This window comes from Yersinia sp. IP36721, from assembly GCF_003634395.1.
In the GTDB taxonomy this organism is placed as follows: Bacteria; Pseudomonadota; Gammaproteobacteria; order Enterobacterales; family Enterobacteriaceae; genus Yersinia; species Yersinia entomophaga.
The window spans coordinates 190,927-213,612 of record NZ_QCZL01000004.1; the positions used below are offsets into that span (position 1 = coordinate 190,927).

Here is a 22,686-nt window from a genome sequence, read left to right on the forward strand (position 1 = left end):
TTGGCTAATTCATTATTGGGTTAACTTATTCGGCTAATTCGATCAAAACCAGCAAGGCGGCGGTGCCACCCCATTCTTTCGGAGCCTGATGAAACGCCAATACGTCCGGATGCTGCGCTAACCACAGCGGTGTCTGTTGTTTCAGAACGTGCTTACCGTGTCCGTGCATAACGCAGGCGCAGTGTACGTGTTCGCGTTTACAGGCTGCCAGCAAGGCACCCAGCTCTTGTTTGGCCTGCTTTTGCGTGAGCCCATGCAGATCGAGAAACATTTCCGGTGAGTAATCGCCGCGTCGCAGCTTTTTTACTTCAAAATGATCGACTCCGGGACGCACATAGCGTGTGGGGCCTTCGTTATCGATATGCGGTTGGAATTCATCAGAGAAGTAATAGCTGGCATCGACCTGCTCTTGTAGCAGGCGTACCGGCGTAATTTTATGCGCTTTCTGTGGTGCCTGACGATGCAGGATGGTGTCCTGTTTGAGTTTTTTGGCTCCCGCGATCGATTCCCTGAAAAGTTGCAGCTCCTCATTGCTCAAGTGAAATTTATTTTTCATTATTTATTCTTAGTACCTAATCAATTTTCTCAGTTTACCTGCTGGATGTTATCTGTCTAAATAAATGTCGACAAAGTTTTGCACCCTTTTGGCATATTTTCATCGCTTGCGTATCATTCACATGTGTATAGCTGCTGATTTGTCGCGGGCTTCATGGCAAACTAGGCGCATAAACCTTGATTTTACGCATACCTGTTGGAGAATAAATTGGACAAAATTTTCGTCGATGAAGCAGTGAAAGAACTGCACACCATTCAGGATATGTTGCGCTGGGCTGTCAGCCGTTTTAACGCGGCTAATATTTTTTACGGCCACGGCACGGATAATCCGTGGGACGAAGCCGTTCAACTGGTCTTTCCAACTATCTATCTTCCTATTGATATTCCTGAAGATATGCGCAACGCCCGTCTGACATACAGCGAGCGCCATCGTATTGTTGAGCGGGTTATCCGCCGGGTTAACGAGCGCATTCCGGTCGCTTATCTGACCAATAAAGCCTGGTTCTGCGGGCAGGAATATTACGTAGACGAGCGCGTTCTGGTGCCTCGTTCACCGATTGGTGAACTGATTGAAAACCGTTTTGAAGCGCTGATTTCACATCAGCCAAACCATATTCTGGATATGTGCACCGGTAGCGGCTGTATCGCTATCGCCTGCGCCTACGCTTTCCCGGAAGCGGAAGTGGATGCCGTTGATATTTCAGCGGATGTACTGGCGGTGACTGAGCACAATATTCAGCAGCACGGCGTTGAACATCAGGTTACGCCGATCCGTTCCGATCTTTTCCGCGATTTACCACCGATTAAATACGATCTGATTGTGACAAATCCGCCGTATGTAGATGAAGAAGATATGTCCGATTTGCCGCAGGAATTCCGTTTTGAACCGGAATTGGGCTTGGCGGCAGGCTTTGACGGATTGACGCTGGCGCGCCGGATTCTGGCCTGCGCCCCTGATTTTCTTCAGGATGATGGCGTTCTGATTTGCGAAGTGGGTAACAGCATGGTGCACTTGATGGATCAGTATCCTGACGTGCCCTTTACCTGGCTGGAGTTCCACAACGGCGGTGACGGTGTGTTTATGCTGACAAAACAGCAGCTCATTGATTGTCATCACCATTTCAGCATGTATCGTGACTAAGCAGCAGACACGTTTGTGCCTGCTGTAATACTTGCCGGCGAGATCGCTCTCTGACCGGCAGACGGATTTTGACTCATGGGTAAGGAGCCGTGATGGCTGGGAATAGTATTGGGCAGTTTTTCCGCGTCACCACTTTTGGTGAATCTCACGGCATCGCGTTGGGATGCATAATCGACGGTGTTCCGCCGGGTATTCCAATCACCGAGGCGGATATTCAGCTGGATCTCGACCGGCGTCGTCCGGGGACTTCTCGTTACACTACTCAGCGCCGGGAGCCGGATCAGGTTCGTATTCTGTCCGGGGTGTTTGAAGGGGTAACTACAGGGACCAGTATTGGCCTGATGATCGAAAATACCGATCAACGCTCGCAGGATTACAGTGCGATCAAAGACGTGTTCCGCCCTGGCCACGCCGACTATACCTATGAGCAAAAATACGGCGTGCGTGATTATCGTGGCGGCGGTCGTTCATCGGCGCGGGAAACCGCAATGCGCGTCGCCGCAGGTGCCATAGCGAAGAAATATCTGCATCAGAAATTCGGCGTGACGGTGCGCGGTTATCTTGCACAAATTGGTGATATCAGCTGCGATCTGCTGGATTGGGATTTGGTTGAACAAAACCCGTTCTTCTGTCCGGATGCCAGCAAGCTGGAGCCTTTGGATGCGCTAATGCGCGAATTGAAAAAGGCCGGTGATTCTATCGGCGCGAAAGTGACGGTCGTGGCGGAACATGTGCCGGTTGGTTTAGGCGAGCCGGTATTTGATCGTCTGGATGCCGATCTGGCTCACGCGCTGATGAGCATCAACGCGGTGAAAGGCGTGGAAATAGGCGACGGTTTTGCCGTAGTCACTAAGCGTGGCAGCGAAAACCGCGACGAAATCACTCCGGAAGGTTTTCAGAGCAACCACGCAGGCGGGATTCTCGGCGGTATCAGCAGTGGTCAGCCGGTGGTTGCCCACCTGGCGCTGAAACCGACTTCCAGCATTATGGTGCCGGGGCAGACTATCAACCGTCAGGGAGAAGCCGTGGAAATGGTGACTCGCGGTCGTCACGATCCGTGCGTCGGTATCCGTGCGGTTCCTATTGCCGAAGCCATGATGGCGATTGTTTTAATGGACCACCTGCTGCGTCAACGCGCGCAGTGTGGCGATGTTAACTCTGACGTTCCGCGCTGGTAACTCAATGAAGAAAATAGGGATGTTGGGGGCTGCGGCCTGGTTCGCGTCCTCTTCAGTCATGGCTTTGACGCCGTGGCAACAAATCGATCATCCGGTTAGCGGTACCTCGCAGGCCATTGGCGGTTTCGCTAATGGTTGCGTCATAGGCGCGCAGCCTTTGCCGCTGGAATCGGCAAATTATCAGGTAATGCGTCCCGATCAACGCCGTTATTTTGGTCATCCGGATTTGCTGAATTTTATCCAGCGATTCAGCGAGCAGGCCAAACGGCAACAGTTGGGTTTGGTGTTGATCGGCGATATGGCTATGCCTGCCGGTGGACGCTTTAGCAGTGGCCATGCCAGCCACCAGTCTGGTCTGGATGTGGATATCTGGCTACAGTTGCCAACCCAGCGCTGGACTTCGCAGCAGTTGCTGAAACCTCAGCCGATCGATTTGGTGTCCTCGGATGGCAAACAGGTAGTACCGCGTTTATGGCAGCCACAGGTTGCCAGCATGATAAAACTGGCAGCGAAAGACAGCGAAGTCACGCGGATTTTCGTCAATCCGGCGATTAAGCAGCAGTTATGTATCAGTGCCGGAAGTGATCGTGATTGGTTGCATAAAGTCCGGCCTTGGTTCGGCCATCGGGCGCATATGCACGTGCGTTTGCGTTGCCCGGCGGACAGTTTGGAATGCGAAGATCAGGATTCACCGCCAGCGGGTGATGGCTGTGGTGCCGAGCTGCAAAGCTGGTTCCAGCCTCATCAGCCAAGCGCCAAACCGGGTAAAACTACGCCGCCACCATTACCGCCATCCTGTCAGGCGTTGCTGGATAACCACTTCGCAGGGAGATAGTCATTGGATTGGTTCACTCTTGGCCCTGAGGTTCTCGGGGTCTTGTTTTTAGTGGCGCTGCTGGCGGGATTTATTGATTCCATCGCCGGCGGCGGCGGGCTATTAACCATTCCGGCGCTATTGGCGGTAGGCGTGCCTCCGACCCAAGCGTTGGCCACGAATAAACTCCAGTCTGTGGGCGGTTCTTTCTCGGCCAGCCTGTATTTTATTCGCTGTGGAGCGGTTAATCTCAAAGAGCAAAGGCTGACTATTACCCTGACTTTGGCCGGTTCAATGCTAGGGGCGATTCTGGTTCAGCATATGCAGGCCGATATCTTGCGACAGATTCTCCCTCTGCTGGTCATCGGCATCGGGGTGTATTTCCTGCTGACGCCGAGATTGGGAGAGTTGGATCGACAACGTCGACTGTCAGCGCTGCCTTTCGCATTAATCGCCGGTGGTGGCATAGGTTTTTACGATGGTTTCTTTGGCCCCGGCGCCGGCTCCTTCTATGCGTTGGCGTTTGTCACTTTATGCGGTTTTAATCTGGCTAAGTCTACTGCTCACGCCAAGGTACTGAACTTCACCTCGAATTTAGGTGGTCTAACCTTCTTTATTCTCGGTGGAAAAGTGTTATGGGGCATCGGCTTGGTGATGCTGGTTGGGCAGGTGCTGGGCGCGCGTTTGGGCGCACATATGGTGCTAACTCGTGGTCAGAAACTTATCCGGCCGATGATCGTTGTCGTGTCTTTGGTGATGAGTTGCAAGCTACTCTATGATAATCACGGCTCAGAAATTCAGGCGTGGCTGGCATTGCAGGGCATCGGCTAATGCTCGCTTGTTACGCGGCTTAATGGGATAATCCCTCTTTTTCCATAAGGGCATTATTGCTCACTGTATTGCCTCTGACGCCAACTTGGCGGAGGCGTAATTTGCGGCTTACCGGGTATACACAGCGTAATCATGTCAGAAAGTTTATCGACTCAAAACCATACTCATCACTATCAAGAACTTATCGATATTTTCAATCGCTGTTTCAGCGAAGAATTCAACACGCGGCTGGTGAAAGGCGATGACGAGCCTATTTATCTGCCGGCTGATGATCAGGTGGATTACAATCGCATTGTGTTCGCCCACGGTTACTATGCCAGCGGTATGCATGAAATTTCTCATTGGTGCATTGCCGGCGAAGAACGGCGCAAGCGGGTAGATTTTGGTTACTGGTACTGCCCGGACGGGCGCGATGCGCTCACCCAAAGCCAGTTTGAGGCGGTAGAAATCAAACCGCAGGCGCTAGAATGGATGTTTTGCGTCGCTGCGGGTTTCCCTTTCAACGTGAGTTGCGACAATCTGGAAGGTGACTGCGAGCCCGATCGCCTTGCTTTTCAACGTAAAGTTCGTGAACAGGTGCTGCGGAATTTGGAACAGGGAATATCCCCACGACCTGCGGGCTTTATTCGGGCGTTGCAATCGTTTTACAATACGCCCCCACTGGCGGCGGAACACTTCCCTTATCCGGAAGATTTCGACTGATTGCCAGACTGACCAGAAAGTTTATTGAGGAAGAGTAATGATCGCAGAATTTGAATCGCGCATTTTGGCGCAGATTGATGACATGGTAGAGCACGCCAGCGATGATGACCTGTTTGCGGGCGGCTACCTGCGCGGTCACCTAACATTAGCAGTGGCAGAATCGGAAGAGCACGGCGAGCATTCTGCCGAGCAGTTACACGCTCGCGTTCAGCACAGTCTGGATAAAGCTATCAAAGCTGGCGAATTATCGCCGCCGGATCAGGTTTTGGTGTTGGGTCTGTGGGATCGCCTATTAGCAAACGCGCAGATTTCTCACTAGTTTTATCGCTGCCGTGACGCTTTAAGGCATCATGGCAGCTGCCTTTCATTCAGGGCGCGGTGGATTTTGTACCGGTCTGCCTTTCAGCAGTTTTCTAATCCAAAAACGATTCGGGTTTAATGCGGACAGCGTTGAATTATTCAGCGGCAACGGCTCGCCGAACATTTGACCAGCCAGAATCTCTGCTATCAGCGGCGCACTGCATAATCCGCGCGACCCTAAAGCTCCAGCCATAAACAAATCCGGATATACCGGCGCGGCTTCGATCGGATCGCCGTTTTTGATCTGCTGTTGTAACCTCTGGTATTGAGTCAGCGTGGCCTGATAGTCCGGCACTGCACCCACCATCGGTAAATGGTCGCGAATGGCGCAGCGCACGCCACAGCGCGCCTGATTATCTGAAACATTCACCTGCTGTACCCAATCCACCTGCGGTAAACAACGCATCAGACGATCGCGATTTTCTTGTTGCTCAGAGGCACTGAAAAGGGTGGAGGTTTCACCGCGCTGATAACTGGCTCCGATACAATGCTGCTGATTATTCGGATTAACCGGTGTCATATAACCGTCGTAGCAGAGTACGTTTTTCAATTTGCTGAGGGTTGGCGTGGTGGGAATATGGGAAACCTGACCACGTACCGCCGTCAGCGGTAAGAAACGAGTTTGTTCCCACTGGGGTAAGCGATGGCCGGCCGCCAGAATCACCGTGTGATGACGGGTATCTGGCTGATTGGCAAAAGTCAGCTGCCAGCGATTTTCTACCCGCGTCAGCTCGGTGACTTCATGCTGATAGTGGCAGTTCATGCCTTGTTGTTGTGCCAGAGCCATCAGCGCCGTGGTCAGTTCTGAAGGGCAAAGCCAGCCGCCGTTTGGATAATGAATGCCGTCATGCCCACTGTTCACACCCGCTCGCTCAGTTAGCTGGGCATGGCTCATGGATTCAGCAAATTCTTTCGGCCATTGCGTGCCTAAAATCTTATCGATTTTGCTACGGCTTTTTTCATCGTAAGCCAGCTGGCTTACGCCGCACCACTGATGGTCGAAGGCCATGCCTTGTTCGATCAATGCATCGTACTGGCGGCGGGCAAAGGTAAAGGCGCTGGTGTAAAAATCCTCTAACGCATCGCCTTTTCCGTTCAGTAACGGATAAATCGCCCCCTGACGATTGCCGGAAGCTCCTTGCGCCGGTTTTTCATCGGCGCAGTACAGGCTGACGTTGGCTCCGCGTCGCAGCAAAGAAAGCGCGGTTAGGGCGCTGACAATGCCGCCGCCGATAATGGCGATATCCTGAATGTCGCTGGCGACCGGGCGGGCATACCAAGGCGCAGGATGTGGATTCATGTGATTTTCCGGCAAAACCCCGGTCAGCATTTCCCTTTTTTGCCCAAAACCTTTGACTTTAGCAACCTCAAAACCGGCCTGCAGCAAGCCTCTACGCACGAAGCCTGCGGCGGTAAAGGTCGCGAAAGTCCCCCTTGGGCGAGCGAGTCGCGCCATGGCGCTGAACAGCAATTCGTTCCACATATCCGGGTTTTTGGAAGGCGCGAAGCCGTCCAGGAACCAGGCATCAACCTGATTATCCATGCTGGCGTCTAACTGAGGCAGCAGCGTATTCACGTCCCCGAACCATAAATCCAGCGTAATACGACCCTGATCCAACAAAATACGGTGACAACCCGCCAGGGGCATTGGCCACTGGGCGCGTAGCTGTTCGGAAAAAGCAGCCAGCTCAGGCCAGCGGCTGTGGGCGACGGCGAGATCTTTCAGGTTTAACGGATATTTTTCGAAGCTTATATAGTGCAGGTGCTGAAGCGATGCATCAGGTTGTTGCTGACGAAACTGCGCGAAACTTTGCCACAGTGTTAAAAAGTTTAGGCCAGTGCCAAAACCGGTTTCCGCGACCACGCAGCGAGTGGACGAATGCTCGATAAAACGCTGTGGAAAACCGTTTCCCTTGAGAAAAACAAAACGGGTTTCTTCCAGCCCATCCTGATTTGAAAAGTAGACGTCATCAAACTGTTCCGAAACAGGTGTACCCTGATCGTTCCAGCTGAGTGTGGCGGTTTGGATGGGGGTGTTATTCATGTAAGAAGACTCGTATCTCAAGGGGTAGAGGGATTTTAACGAGGTGTTACCTTGGGTGCAAATCGGAAGATAATCTGGTGATATTACGCTGATCGGACTTGTTCGGCGTACAACTGTACGCTAAAGTGCATTGCAAAATCCCGAAAGCTAAAAGTGGAAGAGGTATTAAATGAAGCGTGCAGTGATTACTGGCCTGGGTATCGTCTCCAGCATTGGTAACAATCAGCAGGAGGTCCTGGCATCTCTGCAGGAAGGTCGTTCTGGTATTACTTTCGCTCAGGAATTTAAAGACGCAGGTATGCGCAGCCATGTTTGGGGCGATGTAAAACTCCAGTCTGAGCCGAAAGATCTGATCGATCGCAAGGTGCTGCGTTTTATGAGCGACGCCTCGATCTACGCTTATTTGGCTATGCAGGAAGCAATTTCAGACTCTGGTCTGACCGAAGAGCAGGTTTCTAACTTCCGCAGCGGCTTGGTAGTCGGTTCTGGCGGTGGTTCGCCACGTAACCAGGTTGCTGGTTCCGATGCCATGCGTACTCCGCGCGGCCTGAAAGGCGTTGGCCCGTACATGGTGACCAAAGCTATGGCATCCGGCGTTTCCGCATGTCTGGCTACGCCGTTCAAAATCAAGGGCGTTAACTACTCTATCAGCTCCGCCTGTGCCACCTCTGCTCACTGTATCGGTCATGCGGTTGAACTGATTCAGCTCGGCAAGCAGGACGTAGTTTTTGCTGGCGGCGGCGAAGAGCTGTGCTGGGAAATGGCCTGTGAGTTTGATGCGATGGGCGCCCTGTCCACCAAGTACAACGAAACGCCAGAAAAAGCGTCTCGTACCTACGATAAAGACCGTGACGGTTTCGTTATCGCAGGCGGCGGCGGTATGGTCGTAGTTGAAGAACTCGAGCATGCATTAGCCCGTGGCGCACATATCTATGCTGAAATCGTCGGTTACGGCGCAACTTCAGATGGCGCAGACATGGTTGCTCCATCAGGCGAAGGCGCGGTGCGTTGTATGCAAATGGCGATGCAGGGCGTTGATACTCCTATTGATTATATGAACGTGCACGGTACTTCTACGCCAGTTGGCGATGTGAAAGAACTGGGCGCAATTCGTGAAGTCTTCGGTGACAATACACCGGCAATCTCTTCTACCAAAGCGATGACCGGTCACTCTCTGGGGGCTGCAGGCGTTCATGAGGCTATCTTTAGCTTGCTGATGGTTGAGCACGGTTTTATTGCGCCGAGCATCAACATCGAAAATCTGGACGAGAAAGCCGAAGGGATGAACATCATCACTGAGCCAACCAAACGTGAACTGACGACGGTTATGTCCAACAGCTTCGGTTTTGGTGGTACTAACGCCACTCTGGTGATGCGTAAATACCAGAAATAAGCCGTCCCGAGACTTATTACGCCATCATTTTTACAATGATTAAAATTGAATCCCGAACTGATTGCAGTTCGGGATTTTTTTTATCTCTTTATCTCTTTGGTTATTTTCTTAATCCATATCTATAGTTATTGAGGCTTTAGATCGGGAATGTCTTTTCATTCTAATTATTTGCATTACGGATAATGGAATAAGCCGCCGCTGATGTTACAACGTGCCATCAAGACCTTGTACGTTGCTATCGGGCTTTTTTAGCGATAAGCGCCGTATTCACATTCCTGCCGTAGGCTTAACTGCAAGGATGTATCCGGTGAAAACCCCCGCTGATTTGCCGCTAATGAAACTCGATGCTCAACAAGGGAATTAAGATCTAATCAGTATTTCTTGGGTCAGGCTCTGGTTAAAATTGCGGCGCTTGAAGGGATTCATTTTATTTCGTTATCACAACGCGATTCGCGGTTTTTCGTCTTAAAGCGAGAAGCTTAGGTTTTATAGAGCTCAAACGAACGGGTGCATTACAATGAAATATCTGTTTTTATTGATATTTATACTTTGCGTGCTTTACATTCATTACCGCGGACGAGCTCGCTATCCTTTTTGGCGACAGCTTTCTGATCACTCCACCTTTGTGGCACCGCTCAATGTGTTTATGTACCTTTTTTCTAAAGTACCGAACACGCCATATTTAAAACCCGAAACCTTTCCCGAATTACAGCAGTTACAGGCCAACTGGCAAAAGATTCGCGAAGAAGGTGAATCCTTGATGGCGATACAGCAGATTAAGGCTTCGGATAAATATAATGATGCCGGTTTTAACTCGTTCTTTAAAACCGGCTGGAAACGTTTTTATTTAAAATGGTATGAGGATAATCATCCTTCGGCGATGAGTCTGTGTCCGTTTACGACGGAACTACTGCGTGGATTACCTTCGGTGAAAGCAGCCATGTTTGCGGAATTACCTGATGGCAGCCGTTTGCCTCGCCACCGCGATCCCTATGCTGGTTCTTTGCGCTATCACCTTGGTTTGATTACGCCCAACGACGACCGCTGTTTTATTGAAGTGGACGGCGAACCCTATAGCTGGCGGGATGGGGAAGGGGTATTGTTCGACGAAACCTATCTGCATTTTGCCGAGAATAAAAGCGGCAAGAACCGGCTGATTTTATTTTGTGATATAGAGCGGCCGATGCGTTATCGCTGGGCGCAGCGGGTTAATCATTGGTTTGGTCGGAATTTAATGAGTGCGGCAACCGCGCCAAACAGTGATGAAGATCGTACTGGTGGGGTGAATCGGTTATTTAAATATATTTACGCGATACGTAAAGTGGGTAAACGATTAAAAGCCTGGAATCGACGAGTTTACTATCTGATTAAATGGGTATTATTTGGTGGTATCGCAGGATTGATTTTCTTCTCTTTATAACTGATTTTCGTGATGATAGACCAATAAAGTAAAACTAAGCTGGGGCAATCAGTTGCCCCATCGCTATTATCTTTTGCTTTTAGGGATCTTCGCGGCCAGTTATTAGCTTAACGCATATTTAGCGGCGGTTTGAGCATGAATGGCGGTGGTATCAAATACCGGTACTGAGGCATCTTCAGCGTTTACCAGCAGAGTGATCTCAGTACAGCCCAAAATAATACCCTTGGCGCCTTGTTGTTCCAGTTTGGTAATAATCCGGCGGTATTCTGCTCTGGATGTTTCGTTGATTTCACCTAAACAAAGTTCCTGATAAATAATCCGATTGACGATTTCCCGATCCGCATCGTCAGGCACCACGACCTCGATATTATGCCTTTCGGTTAAGCGCCCACGGTAAAAATCCTGTTCCATCGTATAGCGGGTACCCAGTAACCCAATTTTTTTCAACCCCTGTTGCTTAATCTGCGCCGCAGTAGCGTCGGCAATGTGCAATAACGGCAAGCCGCTGGCCGCCTCAATCTCATCTGCCACTTTGTGCATGGTATTGGTACATACCACGATAGTTTCGGCACCGGCTTTTTTTAAAGCCACTGCAGCATTAGCCAGCAGGCGAGCCGCTGCCTGCCAATCGCCAGATGATTGCATTTGCTCAACTTCATGAAAATCTACGCTATAAAGCACGATTTTTGCCGAATGAAGACCACCTAGATGTTGCTTAACATATTGATTAATCATCCGGTAATAAGGAATAGTGGATTCCCAACTCATTCCCCCGATCAGACCAAGAGTTTTCATCTATTTTCCTGCCAGTAGTAAAAGTGAAGCCGTTGCCAGCCAGATCGAATTTATCTTTTGATAAAGTCGGGCGTAATAAAACCAGGTGGACAGATAGCGCGGAGCAATTCGTAAAACTGTGATTAGGCTCCACCTTTGCCGCAAGTGCCGAACTATGATGGTCGTTGTAATATTTATATATAAATAAATAGCATTATCAAAACTATATAAATTAAACCTCGGAGCCTGGGATGATAAAAGTGAAAACCGCCGCATCGTTAACTTTGCTTGCCCTGTTATTACCTGCTGCAGAAGTGGCCTTAGCGCAGGATCGGGGCAATAATGTTCGGTCTGAACAAAACGGTTATCAGTTGGAGCAGGTATTGGTAATGAGCCGCCACGGTATTCGTGCGCCGTTGGTTAACTATGGTGATATTTTGTCTAGCGCGACGCCATTTCAATGGCCGAAATGGGAAACGCCCGGAGGATTGTTAACGCCAAAAGGCGCGGAAGTTGAGGCTATTTTCGGCGGTTACTTCCGCGAGTGGCTGGTGCAAAATAAATTACTGACAGCGCAGGGTTGCCCAGGAGACGGCAAGGTATTTACCTACGCCAATAGTTTGCCACGTACTATAGATACGGCTCAGCATTTCCTATTTGGGGCTTTTCCCGGCTGTAATGTACCGGTGCATCACCAAAAAGACATTGGCAAAATGGATCCGGTATTTAATCCCATAATTACCTTGGATGTGACGCCCGAATTTAAAGCTCAGGCATTAGCATCAATTAATCAGCACGCTGGCCCCGGTGGTATAGCAGGACTCAATCAGCGTTTGCAGCCAAATTATCAAATACTGTCGCGGATATTGGATTTTAAAAACTCGCCGTCCTGTTTGCAGGATAAAAAATGTGATTGGAGCGAGCAACCCAACGTAATTTCACTGGTGCAAAACAAGGAACCGGGAATGACCGGGCCGTTGAAGTTGGGTACCGGCGCGTCTGACGCCTTTATGCTGCAATACTATGAGGGTTTCCCGCTAAAAGACGTGGCTTGGGGGCGAATTGCTTCGCCGGAAGAGTGGAAGCAATTGCAGGAAATAAAAAATCGATATCATGAAACCTTATTTGGTTCACCGGCAATAGCGGATAACGCCGCCGAGAAACTGGTTAATTTTATTCATGCTGCTTTAGATCCGGTGGGAGAGAAAACGCCAAATGAGCAATTGGCGCAGCAAGCTAAATTAGCGGTGCTGGTAGGGCATGATTCTAATATTGCCTCTTTGCTAGCCGCCATGAAAACCAAAGACTATCAATTACCTAATCAGTATGAGAAAACGCCGATCAGCGGAAAAGTAGTATTTGAACGCTGGAAAGACACAAAAAATAATAAAGATCTGATGAAGATTGAATATATCTATCTTTCAACCGAACAGATTCGCAATAAAACGCCGCTGAGTTTGCAAGCGCCGCCTGAGCGCGTCACGTTGGAAATTGAAGGCTGCCCAATTGATGCCCAAGGTTTTTGCTCTATGGACGATTTCCGACAGGCAATGAAGGAAAATACTCATATCTAAACGGCTATTCGCGGCAGGAGAGTAACTCCTGCCGTATTTTACTGCTCCGGCTCTCTCGGTTAAGCTGAGGCTAATTTCTTCTCAATGGTCAACGCTTTCTATGACTGGATCAATTTCTCTGCGTACCGGCCTGAATACGTTATTTAAACCTTTTTTACGCGATCGTCTGCTGCATATTTTACTGCTGGTGGGGATTGGGCTGAGTCTCTGGATGCCAGAGAAAATTCACGCTTTCCCTGATTATATCGATTGGACCACCATCATTACCTTGCTGGGACTTATGCTGTTGACCAAGGGCGTAGAGGTGAGCGGTTATTTTGATTTTATTGGCCGTAAGATAATTAATAAACTCCACACTGAACGGCATATGGCGCTGTTTTTGGTATTATCAGCGGCTTTGCTTTCCTCATTTCTCACCAATGATGTCGCTCTGTTTATCGTGGTGCCGCTGATTCTGACCTTAAAAAAAATGTCATCGCTGCCGGTTAGTCGGTTAATTATTTTTTCAGCCATTGCGGTCAATGCTGGTTCGTTGCTGACGCCGATTGGAAATCCACAAAATATCCTGCTGTGGAGTCAATCTGAGCTGTCATTTTTAACCTTTACGCAGCAAATGCTGCCTTTAGCTGCGGCAATGTTAATGACGTTATTTGGGCTGACTTGGCTGTTTTTCCCCGCTCGTCAAATCAGTAAGCGTCGTGATACTCCAGAATATCCGTATCAATCGGGTTTATTACTGAGTTGTCTGGTGCTGTATATTTTGTTTGTGGTTAGCGTCGATTTAGGCTGGGGTCTTTATGGGTTAATGGCGGTATCAATCGGGCTATTACTGCTGGCCAGACGGGTATTGCTTTATATCGACTGGAGCCTGATTTTTGTGTTTATGGCCATGTTTATCGATATTCGACTATTGACGGAATTACCGGCGCTGCAAAGCCTGTTTGGTGGTATCAGTACATTGCCACCATCGGGTATTTATCTGCTTGGAATCGGTTCTTCGCAGATCATAAGCAATGTGCCCGCGACGATCCTGTTATTAAATTACGTGCCTTCCAGTGCTTTGCTGGCTTATGCGGTCAATATTGGCGGCTTCGGATTAGCAATTGGTTCCATGGCAAATCTTATTGCCTTAAGAATGGCCAAAGAGCCTAGTATCTGGCTGAAGTTTCACGCATTTTCACTGCCGTTATTACTATGGGGAGCGCTGGTGGGCTGGGTGTTGCTGTAGCTGACTCAGGGGTAATCCTGAGCCAACCAATCATCAGATAAACAGTATAAATAATACGACGAAGGCGATAATCAAAGCGATAAAGGCCAACGAGGGCTTTTTCAGCAGTGGTTGCAACGGAGCAGGCAGTGCGGCGATAAACGGATTGTAAATCGGCTGAATCGGGCCTTGTTCGTCGCTGCGCTGTATCGTTATTGCGCGATCCAAGCGGTTGGAAAATAGCACGTTAATGACATCGTTAAGCTGAGCCTGAGTCAACGGCGTGGTTGGGCTGGCCTGAAAACGATGCTGAGCATAATCGGTTAACAGTTTCTGCTCAGTGCTATCTACCGGCTGTTTCAATGCGGCTTGCAGGCTTACTAGCGTTGGCGCGGCCTGCTGACTGAGGGCGACTTTGGTCTGTAAGAACTGGCTCATAAGCTGAAAATGACGAGCGGGAAGCGGATCGGTATGCTTAATACCAATCATCTCAAATAGCCCTTGCCAGATTTTAGCTGGCTGTTCACCGGTTGCAGCGCTGAGTTTGGTGACCAGCGATTGCAGGCTTTGGTGCTCGGCGGGTAATAGCGGGCGATCGGTTACGGCGGCAAGCTGCGGCTGCGGGATGGTCAGCGTACCGGATTGCAGTAGTACGAAGACTTGCTGTAATTGCTGATGGCTTAGCTGGCTGAGCACCGTATGGCCAAAGTTCTGCCGAATAAAGTCGCTGACTGCCTGACGGTTATTCCCTTGAGGTAGTAGTTCGGTCAACTGTTGGCGTAACTGGTGATTAGCGTGATTTTCCTGCGCCTGACCCAAACGGGTTTGCAGCAACTGTTCCGCCGGCTGAAAATGTCGTGCCAGCAGCTCTGCGGTATTAGTTAATGATAAATCGTGGCGTAGGGTAGCCCATATTTCCGCCGACTTTACCGGCGTGAGCGCCATAATTCGTACGATCAGCTTTTCCAGCGTAGTACGCTGAGCCGGAGTTAACGCCTGATCGTCACCGCTGTTCAACGGGCTGGTTTTGTTCGGCACAGCGGTTGTGGTGCGATCGCTGGCTATAGGGGCGCCGGAGCCGTTTAAAGGTTGCATTTCACCCGTCCTTCGCTAGGAATAAAATCATGGTTACCCGGCGATTGGCGCAGGCTGGGGCTATAATACCTGTAAATTTGTCCAATCAATACAGTCCGGCTTGGGTTTTATTAGATGAATGTTTATGTTGTGGGCATTGATAATCTTAATTATGTCGCTAAGATGAGTACACAACGAAAAATAGGGCTTAAATGGTTCATCAACAACGCATTGCAAAATGGTTCCTCTGTCTGGCTTGTCTGGTCGTACTAGTATGTATGACTCAGCGCATGGCTAGCATGCACGCGTTAGAACAAAATTTCGGCCTGACTTCCCTGAGCCAGACGGTTGACGACGAGCAAACGTCACAGGCACCTTGTGAGCTAAGTGCTAAATCTCTCTTGGCCGCGCCAACGGTGCTGTTTGAGCTGACGTATTTTGCTTTGGGATTATTGTTACTGTTATTGGTTCCAATCTCTCCGTGCGTGATGCGGTTTCCGCCGCGGCGCGCCATTTCACCCAGTCGATTAAGGGTGCACCTCCGATTTTGCATTTTCCGGGAATAGCGACTCCGCCAGTTGATTTGGTGTGATTAATCTATTTTTGGAGAAAAGTAATGCGCAATATTTTCAAGACAGCCTTGTTCTGTCTTTCGCTGCTATGGCTGCCCAGTCTGTGGGCTGCGGATAGCGGTTGGCTCATCAGTCCGCTCAATGACCATGCCAAGGTACGGCTGCGCGCTGAACCTACCGCCGAAGGCGATACGCGCCTATTGCTGTCGGTCGCGTTGGAAAAGGGTTGGAAAACCTATTGGCGTTCGCCGGGCGAAGGCGGTATTGCACCGTCGATACGTTGGGATCATGCGCCAGCCCAAGTGACATGGCACTGGCCAACGCCGCAACGCTTTGATGTATCAGGAATCTCTACGCAAGGCTATCAACAGCATGTCTCCTTGCCGATAGTGATTTCGGGTACGTCGGATTCAGTGCTATCGGGAACGCTGACCCTATCAACCTGTAGCAACGTCTGTATTTTGACGGATTATCCTTTCCGTTTGGATCTGAGTAAAACCGGCTCCAATCCGCGTTTTGACTACGATTTCGCGCAAGCCTTAGGGCAGGTGCCGATAACCAGCGGTCTGGTCGATGAGATTTCCGCCGGTTATGGTAACGGTGAAGTGCAGATTTTAGCTCAGCGCCGTGCGGGTTGGCAGCAGCCAGAACTGTTCTTTGACACTCTCGATGATGCTGATTTGGGCAAACCGGTGATTGCCATTTCTGGTGAGCAACTGGTGGTTCGGGTTCCGGCTAGCGATGGCTGGGGTGACAGCGCGCCGGATCTGCGTGGGAAAAATCTAACGCTGGTGATCAGCGACGGCGGCGTGGCGCAGGAAGCCACCGTTAAACTGGGGAATAGCGTTTCGCTGCCTAATACCGCCACCGCCTATTGGCAGTGGATTTTGATGGCGTTGGCCGGCGGGTTGATTCTGAACCTGATGCCTTGCGTACTCCCGGTACTGGCGATGAAGTTAGGCTCGGTTTTGCAGGTTGAAAACCAAAGCCGCGGTAGCGTGCGATTGCAGTTTATTTCCTCGTCGATGGGAATTCTTTTCTCGTTCTGGCTATTGGCGTTGCTGATGACCGCGCTACGTCTTGGCAACCACGCCCTCGGCTGGGGGATTCAGTTCCAAAGCCCGTGGTTTATCGGCTTTATGGTGCTGGTGACGGCGTTATTCAGCGCTAATCTGTTTGGTCTGTTTGAAGTGCGACTTTCTTCCTCGGCGACGACCCGCATTGCGACTCAGGGTGGCAACGGCTTGGGTGGGCATTTCTGGCAAGGCGCATTGGCGACACTGCTGGCGACGCCTTGCTCCGCGCCTTTCCTCGGCACGGCCGTGGCTTTTGCGCTCGCCGCTCCGCTTCCGGCACTTTGGGGCATTTTTACTGCGCTCGGGGTTGGAATGAGTCTGCCTTGGTTGTTGATCGCCGCCTGGCCGAAGTTGGCGTTGTGCCTGCCGCGCCCTGGCCGCTGGATGAACCATCTGCGGGGGATATTGGGACTGTTAATGCTGGCGTCCTGTTTGTGGTTAATCAGCCTGTTGAGCAGCCATATCGGCATCCTGTGGACCGGGATTATTGCCGGTATTTTCCTGTTGGCTTTGTTGCTGGCTATTGGGCGTCATTATGGTGTGCGTATTGCCGCTATTGTCAGTCTAATCAGCCTGTTAGTGATTGGCGTGGCGTTGCTGGTCGGCGCGTTAACCGCGGATCTGTGGCGTAAACCGCTGCACGATCGTGTGCCATGGCAACCGCTCAGTGAAACTGCGATTCAGCAGGCGCTGAAGGAAAACAAGCGGGTTTTCGTCGACGTGACCGCTGACTGGTGTGTGACCTGCAAAGTCAATAAAATCAACGTATTGATGCGCGATGACGTGCAAAAGGCTCTGATGGAGGATGACGTAGTCGCTCTACGCGGTGACTGGACGCGCCCTTCGCCAGAGATGACGGCGTTCTTACGTAAACGCGGCAGCGTTGCCGTGCCTTTCAATCAAATCTACGGCCCAAATAGCCCGCAGGGCGTGGTGCTGTCCCCTCTGCTAAGCCGTGAATCTCTGCTAGACGTTTTAGCCACCGCTAAAGGAAATAAATCATGAAAATCGTCACTCTGTTGGTACTTTCCCTGATAACTGCGCCGGTATTCGCGGCACCTTTTACTCCAGAGCAAGAGCTGCGTATTAAAGAATTGATCGGAGAAACTCTGATTTCTAATCCGGAAATTCTGGAAAAATCGGTTAATGCGTGGCAGCAAAAGGCTAACGATGAGCAAGGTAAGCAACTGAGCGCCTTGATTAAAGCCAATGAAAAAGATCTGTATCAGGACCCAGCTAGCCCGCGTTTGGGAGCGGAAAATCCGAAGTTAACGCTAGTTTCCTTTACCGATTACAACTGTCCGTATTGCAAAACCTTCGATCCACTGTTGGAAAAGATCGTTAAAACCTATCCTCAGGTGGCTTTAGTGATCAAGCCGTTGCCATTTAAAGGCGAAAGTTCAGTACGCAGCGCCCAGGTGGCTCTGACGCTGTGGCAACAGCATCCGGAGCAATTTTTACCGTTTCATCAGCGTTTGATGGCGAAAAAAGGTTTCCATGATGCAGCGAGCATCGCTGCTGCCGAGAAAAAAACCGGCGTAGTTGCGGTGGAACCCACGGAGCAGAGCCTGAACGTATTGCGGACTAACCTGCGTCTGGCCGATCAACTGGGTATTCAAGGGACTCCCGCCACGTTAATCGGCGACCAAATGGTGCCAGGGGCAATATCCTATGATCAACTAGAAGAAATTGTTAAAGCGCAACTGGCGCAGGCGGAAAAATGAGCCGACTGAAACGTTGGAGCCGTGAGCTGCTAATCCTGCTGGCGGTGGTGCTGGCGTTGACCGTTGCTATGGATTGGCTGCGCAGCCCGCAGGCGCCGCCGAGCTGGGCGGAGGAATCACTGGTCACTCTGGATGGGCAGCCGGTGTCTCTGAAAGCGCTGAGTGAGGAAAAACCGCTGTTGGTATATTTCTGGGCCAGCTGGTGTGGCGTATGTAAATTTACTACGCCTAGCGTGAACACCCTGGCTGCTCAAGGGGAAAATGTGATGACCGTAGCGCTGCGCTCCGGAGATAACCAGCAGGTAGAAAAGTGGCTGGCAAAGAAAGGTCAGCGTTTGCCGGTGGTAAACGATCCTTCGGGGCAACTCTCGGCCCAATGGCAGATAGGGGTTACTCCGACCATCGCAATTTTATATCGCGGAGAAATGGTCAGCAGCACCAGCGGCTGGACCAGTTTGTGGGGTATGAAACTGCGGTTGTGGTGGGCCAGTTTCTGATTAAATTAAGATAGTAAAAATCCGATAGTACATTGGACTGCATCTTATTCAGTTGGATATCCACTGAGTAAGGTGCAGTTTTTTATCCAATACTGGCGTAGCCTGAATAGACTTTGGTAACCGCCATTAATTAACAGCCCCCCATTCAGCCAATTTTGTATTCCATGCGGTATATTCTGGTGAGGGGAGTTTGAAGAAACCAATGGAATATCTTTCAGGCGTAGCCTGAAGCAATAGGGTACACACCAGATCCTGAAGCCAGGTCGTATTTTCCACATTTTCAAATTTCTGTATATCTTTAAGCTTATTTATTGATTCATATACATAAATCAATGAATCTCTTATGTTTTGATATTTCTCATTCTGAGCAGCGTGTTTGTTAGGGAAAATAAAACTTGCGACTTTCCACCAAAAACTTTTAGGGGAATTATGTATTTTTAAGTTGTTTACTGCATCTCTGATGATTGGTTGCAATCCTGTTTTACTGCTCAGTAATAGTGGTGGCTGGTTTTTTAATTCTAGCAATGCTACTGAATCAGCATCGAATTTGCTGAAGTGAGCGTTAGTATACTCGTCAATGGTTTTTTTGTTTTTTTCTAGTGTTTGGTAATCACCTTCAAGCATATCTGCTTTAGAAAGGGCTAATGTATGGTTGATTGTGTTGGTGTTTTTTATATCTGATTGGTAATTGCCATTAAGCCTTATGTTTAATAAGGTTTTAAAGATTTTACTGATTTGAGAACATGTTAAGTATAATTTATAACTATTCTCAATATCACTTTTCAATTTTTCAATGTCAGCTTGAGTTGGCACAAATTCTTTAATAATTAACTGCGGTTCTTCAATGGTTGATATTGGTAACGGATGCTTACGTACTTCTATTTTAATATTTCCACCCAGAAGTCTATTAAACGCTTTAGCTATTCTGGTAATTTTGAATATTCTGTTCAGTGCGCCATTTTGGTTTAAGATATCATCTAATTTATTAGAGAGAGTTCCACTACCGTGACCTTTTAATATTTGTTGAATTAGTTCGGCTATTTTTTCCGGTTCTGTCGGTAAATGCCTTACTCTGACTATGTTTTTCCCTGAAATCTCAGGTAGCTCTATATATTTATGAATATCTTTATTTTCATTATTAATTTCGCTTAACAGATAACCGATATGTAATTCTTGATTTTTAGGGGTGTCAATATACTCTTGCAACCAGTTTCTAATGTCGTTTCCTATAGCACTGATGGTTGCATCATCAAGTTTTTCGTTTATTTTTATTCTTGTTGGCAACGCGTCATCTATTGATGAAGTTGATGGTTGTTCAATTCTGTGTTTTTTGGCCAATGCATGGTAGTTATGAATTGACTTACTCATATTCCCAAGCTTGTTTTTCTTTGATGTATTAAATACATTGATTGATTTTATAAATATACTGTCTTTGTTCTTGTTTTGATTCTTTTGGGTTTTACTTAACAAGGAAGGTGTAGATGTTTGATTGATTTTTTGGAGCTTTGAACCAAATCCACTACGCACTTCATCGGAGAGAGGCTTTAATACCAGTTGTGTACTATTCGTTAAGTTTGTCACTTTTGGCATAGTAATCATCTCATATTTATTAGTGGAGATGATATTATTGCTAAACATTATTAACAACGCTTTCAAGAAGTGATTATTTTATTAGATAATTAACTAGTATATTAGATGTCTATGTTCAGGGTTGAGAGTGAAAATAATAGTATTGCAGAGAATTTCATTTGCTGACATTTCGCTAATGCGGAACAGTTTTCATTTATTGGTATTGCGAATGAAAATATGCCGTCCCAGCCAGAACAAAAATCGCTCCAGGCTGGAAGGCATGCACCGGTTTTTCAATCAGCTAGCTTTTATTCGTTTGCTGATTGGTGGTTGATTCAACCTTGATTTCAATAATTGGCGCTGGGGTTTTACGTAGTGGAATCCGCAGACGTTGCGCTAGAATGACACCGGCCAGTGTAATTCCCCCGCCAATCAGGTGATAGCTGTGTAATTGTTCGTGCAGGAAGCTTACGGCGATAATGGCGGTGAATACCGGAGTCAGATTCATAAAAATCGATGCGGTATTGGCACCTAAACGCATCACGCCGTGAATCCACAGGTAAGGCGCGATAATTGACGCAGGGATACCGGCAAACAGCACCAACGGAATATTTTGCGCGGTAAGCTGCACATCGCTTGCCAGCAGGAAATTAGGGATTAACAACAGCACACCAAACACAATCTGCATGTACAGAGATTGCCAGTTAGGTAGCTGAATATTCCAGCGTTTGGTGAGTACGCCGTACAGAGCGTAAGAGGTAGAGGCCGCCAGCATCATCGCCTCACCTTGACCAATACCGTGCTGTAGCAACTGCGCCGGATCGCCAGCGCTCACCAGCCACACCAGTCCACCCAGCGATAAAATACTGCCTAAAGCGATGCCTACTGTGGGAGCAACCCGCAGTACGACAATACTGATTAATACGGTTAACAACGGAATAAGCGAGCTGAGAATCCCCATAAACAGGGCGCTAACGCTGTGTGCCGCATAATAAGCCAGGCTTTGATACAACACCATTCCCAGTAGGCCCAGAATGAACAGTTTCCACCAGTAAACCTTAATCGCCGGCCAGTTGCGAATCACGCCCATGAGTAAAAAAGGGGTAAGGGTGATAAACGCCAGTAACCAGCGATAGAAAGAGATTGCCGCTGGGTCGATAGCCGTGGCAGAGATTTTACTGACCACGGCATTGACCGACCAAATGATCACCGCGAACAGAGGGAAAAGCACATTCATGATAACTATTCTCATTTAAACTAACTTGTACGCTAGTCTACTCCTGTCTGATTTATTATATATACTGATAATCGGACAAGATTCAGCGCAATTAAGACATTTGCTCGGTAGCGAACGCCTTAGCCACAACAATCTGATTAACCATGGTGTCTCAATGATGGCTTTTTCCTTGCTACCCAAGGCGCTGGCTGCGCCACCTAAAACCCTGTTGCTCCGTTGTGAGGAACTCAATGCTGATACGGAGTTTTTGCCGCATTCTCATCAATATGGGCAGTTAATTTGCGTCAAATCTGGCGTCGTTGCCATGAGCGTCGGTGGGCAGCGCTTCCTTGCTCCGCCAGAGTTCAGCCTATGGATACCTAGCGGAATGGAGCACTCTAGCTATAATCGGCGGCCAACCCAATATCGGGCCATAGATATTGCGTTGGATTTATGCAAAGAGCTGCCGGATTCTCCCTGTCTGATTAACTTTAGCCCGATCATTAATGTCATTCTGGAAGATTGCTTTACGCGCGGGATGTCTGCGCCGCAGACGCCGCAGGATCACCGTTTGGTGCAGGTGTTGATCGACCAACTGAAAATATCACCGATACAACGCACTTATTTGCCCACCTCGCAGGATAAACTGCTGGCACCCATTTTATCCGCGTTGGAGCGCTGTCCGTCAGACAATACGTCGTTATCTCAATGGGCTAAACGGGTTTACAGCACCGAGCGCACGTTATCTCGCCGCTGCCAGAGGGAATTAGGCATGCCTTTTAGCGAGTGGCGGCAAAGACTGAGGTTTTTACATGCTATTTCTCTATTAGAACAAGGAAAAACCGTAAATAGCGTGGCGTTGGAAGTGGGATACAGCTCGGCGTCGGCCTTTATTGTTATGTTCCAGCAAATTTCAGGCACCACGCCGGAGCGTTATCGGCGCGGACAATAGATTTTCCGAAGAA

The 22,686-nt window shown here is 49.1% G+C and carries 21 protein-coding genes; 15 read left to right on the forward strand and 6 right to left on the reverse strand.

Translation table 11 applies throughout. The features are described from left to right. Window positions 1–25: 25 nt before the first annotated feature. A complete protein-coding gene (smrB, locus tag DBA33_RS06010) occupies window positions 26–556 on the reverse strand; it encodes an endonuclease SmrB (protein WP_064517124.1) in 531 nt (176 codons plus the stop codon). 207 nt (window positions 557–763) lie between these two features. Here smrB and prmB point away from each other — a divergent pair, with 207 nt between their 5' ends. The 6 genes from prmB (at window position 764) to DBA33_RS06040 (ending at window position 5,540) form a co-directional block, all read left to right on the forward strand. Continuing rightward, window positions 764–1,696 (forward strand): 50S ribosomal protein L3 N(5)-glutamine methyltransferase, encoded by a 933-nt coding sequence (gene prmB / locus DBA33_RS06015; RefSeq protein WP_064517126.1) that lies wholly within the window; start codon window positions 764–766, stop codon window positions 1,694–1,696. A 92-nt stretch (window positions 1,697–1,788) separates the two neighbouring features. Further along, window positions 1,789–2,874 carry a chorismate synthase gene (gene aroC / locus DBA33_RS06020; protein ID WP_049596979.1) on the forward strand — a complete coding sequence of 362 codons (1,086 nt, stop codon included), beginning with the start codon at window positions 1,789–1,791 and terminating at the stop codon, window positions 2,872–2,874. A 19-nt stretch (window positions 2,875–2,893) separates the two neighbouring features. Beyond that, the gene (gene mepA / locus DBA33_RS06025) at window positions 2,894–3,709 is read left to right on the forward strand and encodes a penicillin-insensitive murein endopeptidase (protein ID WP_120805873.1); all 816 of its coding nucleotides are present in this window, start codon (window positions 2,894–2,896) and stop codon (window positions 3,707–3,709) included. 3 nt (window positions 3,710–3,712) lie between these two features. After that, the gene (locus tag DBA33_RS06030; protein WP_120805875.1) at window positions 3,713–4,519 is read left to right on the forward strand and encodes a sulfite exporter TauE/SafE family protein; all 807 of its coding nucleotides are present in this window, start codon (window positions 3,713–3,715) and stop codon (window positions 4,517–4,519) included. Window positions 4,520–4,651: 132 nt separating this feature from the next. Beyond that, the gene (locus DBA33_RS06035; RefSeq protein ID WP_064517132.1) at window positions 4,652–5,221 is read left to right on the forward strand and encodes an elongation factor P hydroxylase; all 570 of its coding nucleotides are present in this window, start codon (window positions 4,652–4,654) and stop codon (window positions 5,219–5,221) included. Window positions 5,222–5,258: 37 nt separating this feature from the next. Next, window positions 5,259–5,540: a YfcL family protein gene (locus DBA33_RS06040; protein WP_049596983.1), complete on the forward strand. Its 282-nt coding sequence runs from the start codon at window positions 5,259–5,261 to the stop codon at window positions 5,538–5,540. A 45-nt stretch (window positions 5,541–5,585) separates the two neighbouring features. Here the strand turns inward: DBA33_RS06040 and mnmC are convergent, their stop codons facing one another. Beyond that, window positions 5,586–7,625 carry a bifunctional tRNA (5-methylaminomethyl-2-thiouridine)(34)-methyltransferase MnmD/FAD-dependent 5-carboxymethylaminomethyl-2-thiouridine(34) oxidoreductase MnmC gene (gene mnmC, locus DBA33_RS06045; RefSeq protein ID WP_064517134.1) on the reverse strand — a complete coding sequence of 680 codons (2,040 nt, stop codon included), beginning with the start codon at window positions 7,623–7,625 and terminating at the stop codon, window positions 5,586–5,588. A gap of 169 nt (window positions 7,626–7,794) precedes the next feature. On the opposite strand from mnmC, the gene fabB reads away from it, so the two are divergent. Beyond that, window positions 7,795–9,018 carry a beta-ketoacyl-ACP synthase I gene (fabB, locus tag DBA33_RS06050; RefSeq protein WP_064517136.1) on the forward strand — a complete coding sequence of 408 codons (1,224 nt, stop codon included), beginning with the start codon at window positions 7,795–7,797 and terminating at the stop codon, window positions 9,016–9,018. Window positions 9,019–9,535: 517 nt separating this feature from the next. Then, entirely contained in the window at window positions 9,536–10,438 is a 903-nt protein-coding gene (gene lpxO / locus DBA33_RS06055) for a lipid A hydroxylase LpxO (protein WP_064517138.1), read from the forward strand. Between the two features lie 102 nt (window positions 10,439–10,540). Here the strand turns inward: lpxO and DBA33_RS06060 are convergent, their stop codons facing one another. Next, entirely contained in the window at window positions 10,541–11,233 is a 693-nt protein-coding gene (locus tag DBA33_RS06060; RefSeq protein ID WP_064517140.1) for an aspartate/glutamate racemase family protein, read from the reverse strand. 230 nt (window positions 11,234–11,463) lie between these two features. On the opposite strand from DBA33_RS06060, the gene agp reads away from it, so the two are divergent. Together agp and DBA33_RS06070 are read left to right on the forward strand one after the other, a co-directional pair. Then, the gene (agp, locus tag DBA33_RS06065; protein ID WP_120805877.1) at window positions 11,464–12,786 is read left to right on the forward strand and encodes a bifunctional glucose-1-phosphatase/inositol phosphatase; all 1,323 of its coding nucleotides are present in this window, start codon (window positions 11,464–11,466) and stop codon (window positions 12,784–12,786) included. 100 nt (window positions 12,787–12,886) lie between these two features. Further along, window positions 12,887–14,014, forward strand: a complete 1,128-nt coding sequence (locus tag DBA33_RS06070) for an SLC13 family permease (protein ID WP_120805879.1) — start codon at window positions 12,887–12,889, stop codon at window positions 14,012–14,014. A gap of 33 nt (window positions 14,015–14,047) precedes the next feature. On the opposite strand, the gene flk is transcribed toward DBA33_RS06070, so the two are convergent. Continuing rightward, window positions 14,048–15,088, reverse strand: a complete 1,041-nt coding sequence (gene flk / locus DBA33_RS06075) for a flagella biosynthesis regulator Flk (protein ID WP_064517146.1) — start codon at window positions 15,086–15,088, stop codon at window positions 14,048–14,050. Between the two features lie 191 nt (window positions 15,089–15,279). Here flk and DBA33_RS06080 point away from each other — a divergent pair, with 191 nt between their 5' ends. Genes DBA33_RS06080 through DBA33_RS06095 form a run of 4 tightly spaced genes read left to right on the forward strand, consistent with a single transcriptional unit; the run spans window position 15,280 to window position 18,936 of the window. After that, window positions 15,280–15,633 carry a copper resistance protein gene (locus DBA33_RS06080; RefSeq protein WP_071925607.1) on the forward strand — a complete coding sequence of 118 codons (354 nt, stop codon included), beginning with the start codon at window positions 15,280–15,282 and terminating at the stop codon, window positions 15,631–15,633. Window positions 15,634–15,683: 50 nt separating this feature from the next. Further along, window positions 15,684–17,720, forward strand: a complete 2,037-nt coding sequence (locus DBA33_RS06085; protein ID WP_064517148.1) for a protein-disulfide reductase DsbD domain-containing protein — start codon at window positions 15,684–15,686, stop codon at window positions 17,718–17,720. Next, the gene (locus tag DBA33_RS06090; protein WP_064517150.1) at window positions 17,717–18,439 is read left to right on the forward strand and encodes a DsbA family protein; all 723 of its coding nucleotides are present in this window, start codon (window positions 17,717–17,719) and stop codon (window positions 18,437–18,439) included. Before DBA33_RS06085 ends, DBA33_RS06090 begins: the two co-directional genes overlap by 4 nt. Next, complete coding sequence (locus DBA33_RS06095) at window positions 18,436–18,936, forward strand: protein disulfide oxidoreductase (RefSeq protein WP_064517152.1); 501 nt, start codon at window positions 18,436–18,438, stop codon at window positions 18,934–18,936. Before DBA33_RS06090 ends, DBA33_RS06095 begins: the two co-directional genes overlap by 4 nt. A gap of 126 nt (window positions 18,937–19,062) precedes the next feature. On the opposite strand, the gene DBA33_RS06100 is transcribed toward DBA33_RS06095, so the two are convergent. Both DBA33_RS06100 and DBA33_RS06105 read right to left on the reverse strand, forming a co-directional pair. Beyond that, a complete protein-coding gene (locus DBA33_RS06100; protein ID WP_128821783.1) occupies window positions 19,063–20,526 on the reverse strand; it encodes a hypothetical protein in 1,464 nt (487 codons plus the stop codon). Window positions 20,527–20,806: 280 nt separating this feature from the next. Beyond that, a complete protein-coding gene (locus tag DBA33_RS06105) occupies window positions 20,807–21,742 on the reverse strand; it encodes an EamA family transporter (protein ID WP_064517157.1) in 936 nt (311 codons plus the stop codon). Between the two features lie 157 nt (window positions 21,743–21,899). Between DBA33_RS06105 and DBA33_RS06110 the strand changes: the two genes are divergently transcribed. Next, window positions 21,900–22,673 carry a helix-turn-helix transcriptional regulator gene (locus DBA33_RS06110; RefSeq protein WP_120805932.1) on the forward strand — a complete coding sequence of 258 codons (774 nt, stop codon included), beginning with the start codon at window positions 21,900–21,902 and terminating at the stop codon, window positions 22,671–22,673. The last annotated feature ends 13 nt before the right edge of the window (window positions 22,674–22,686 follow it).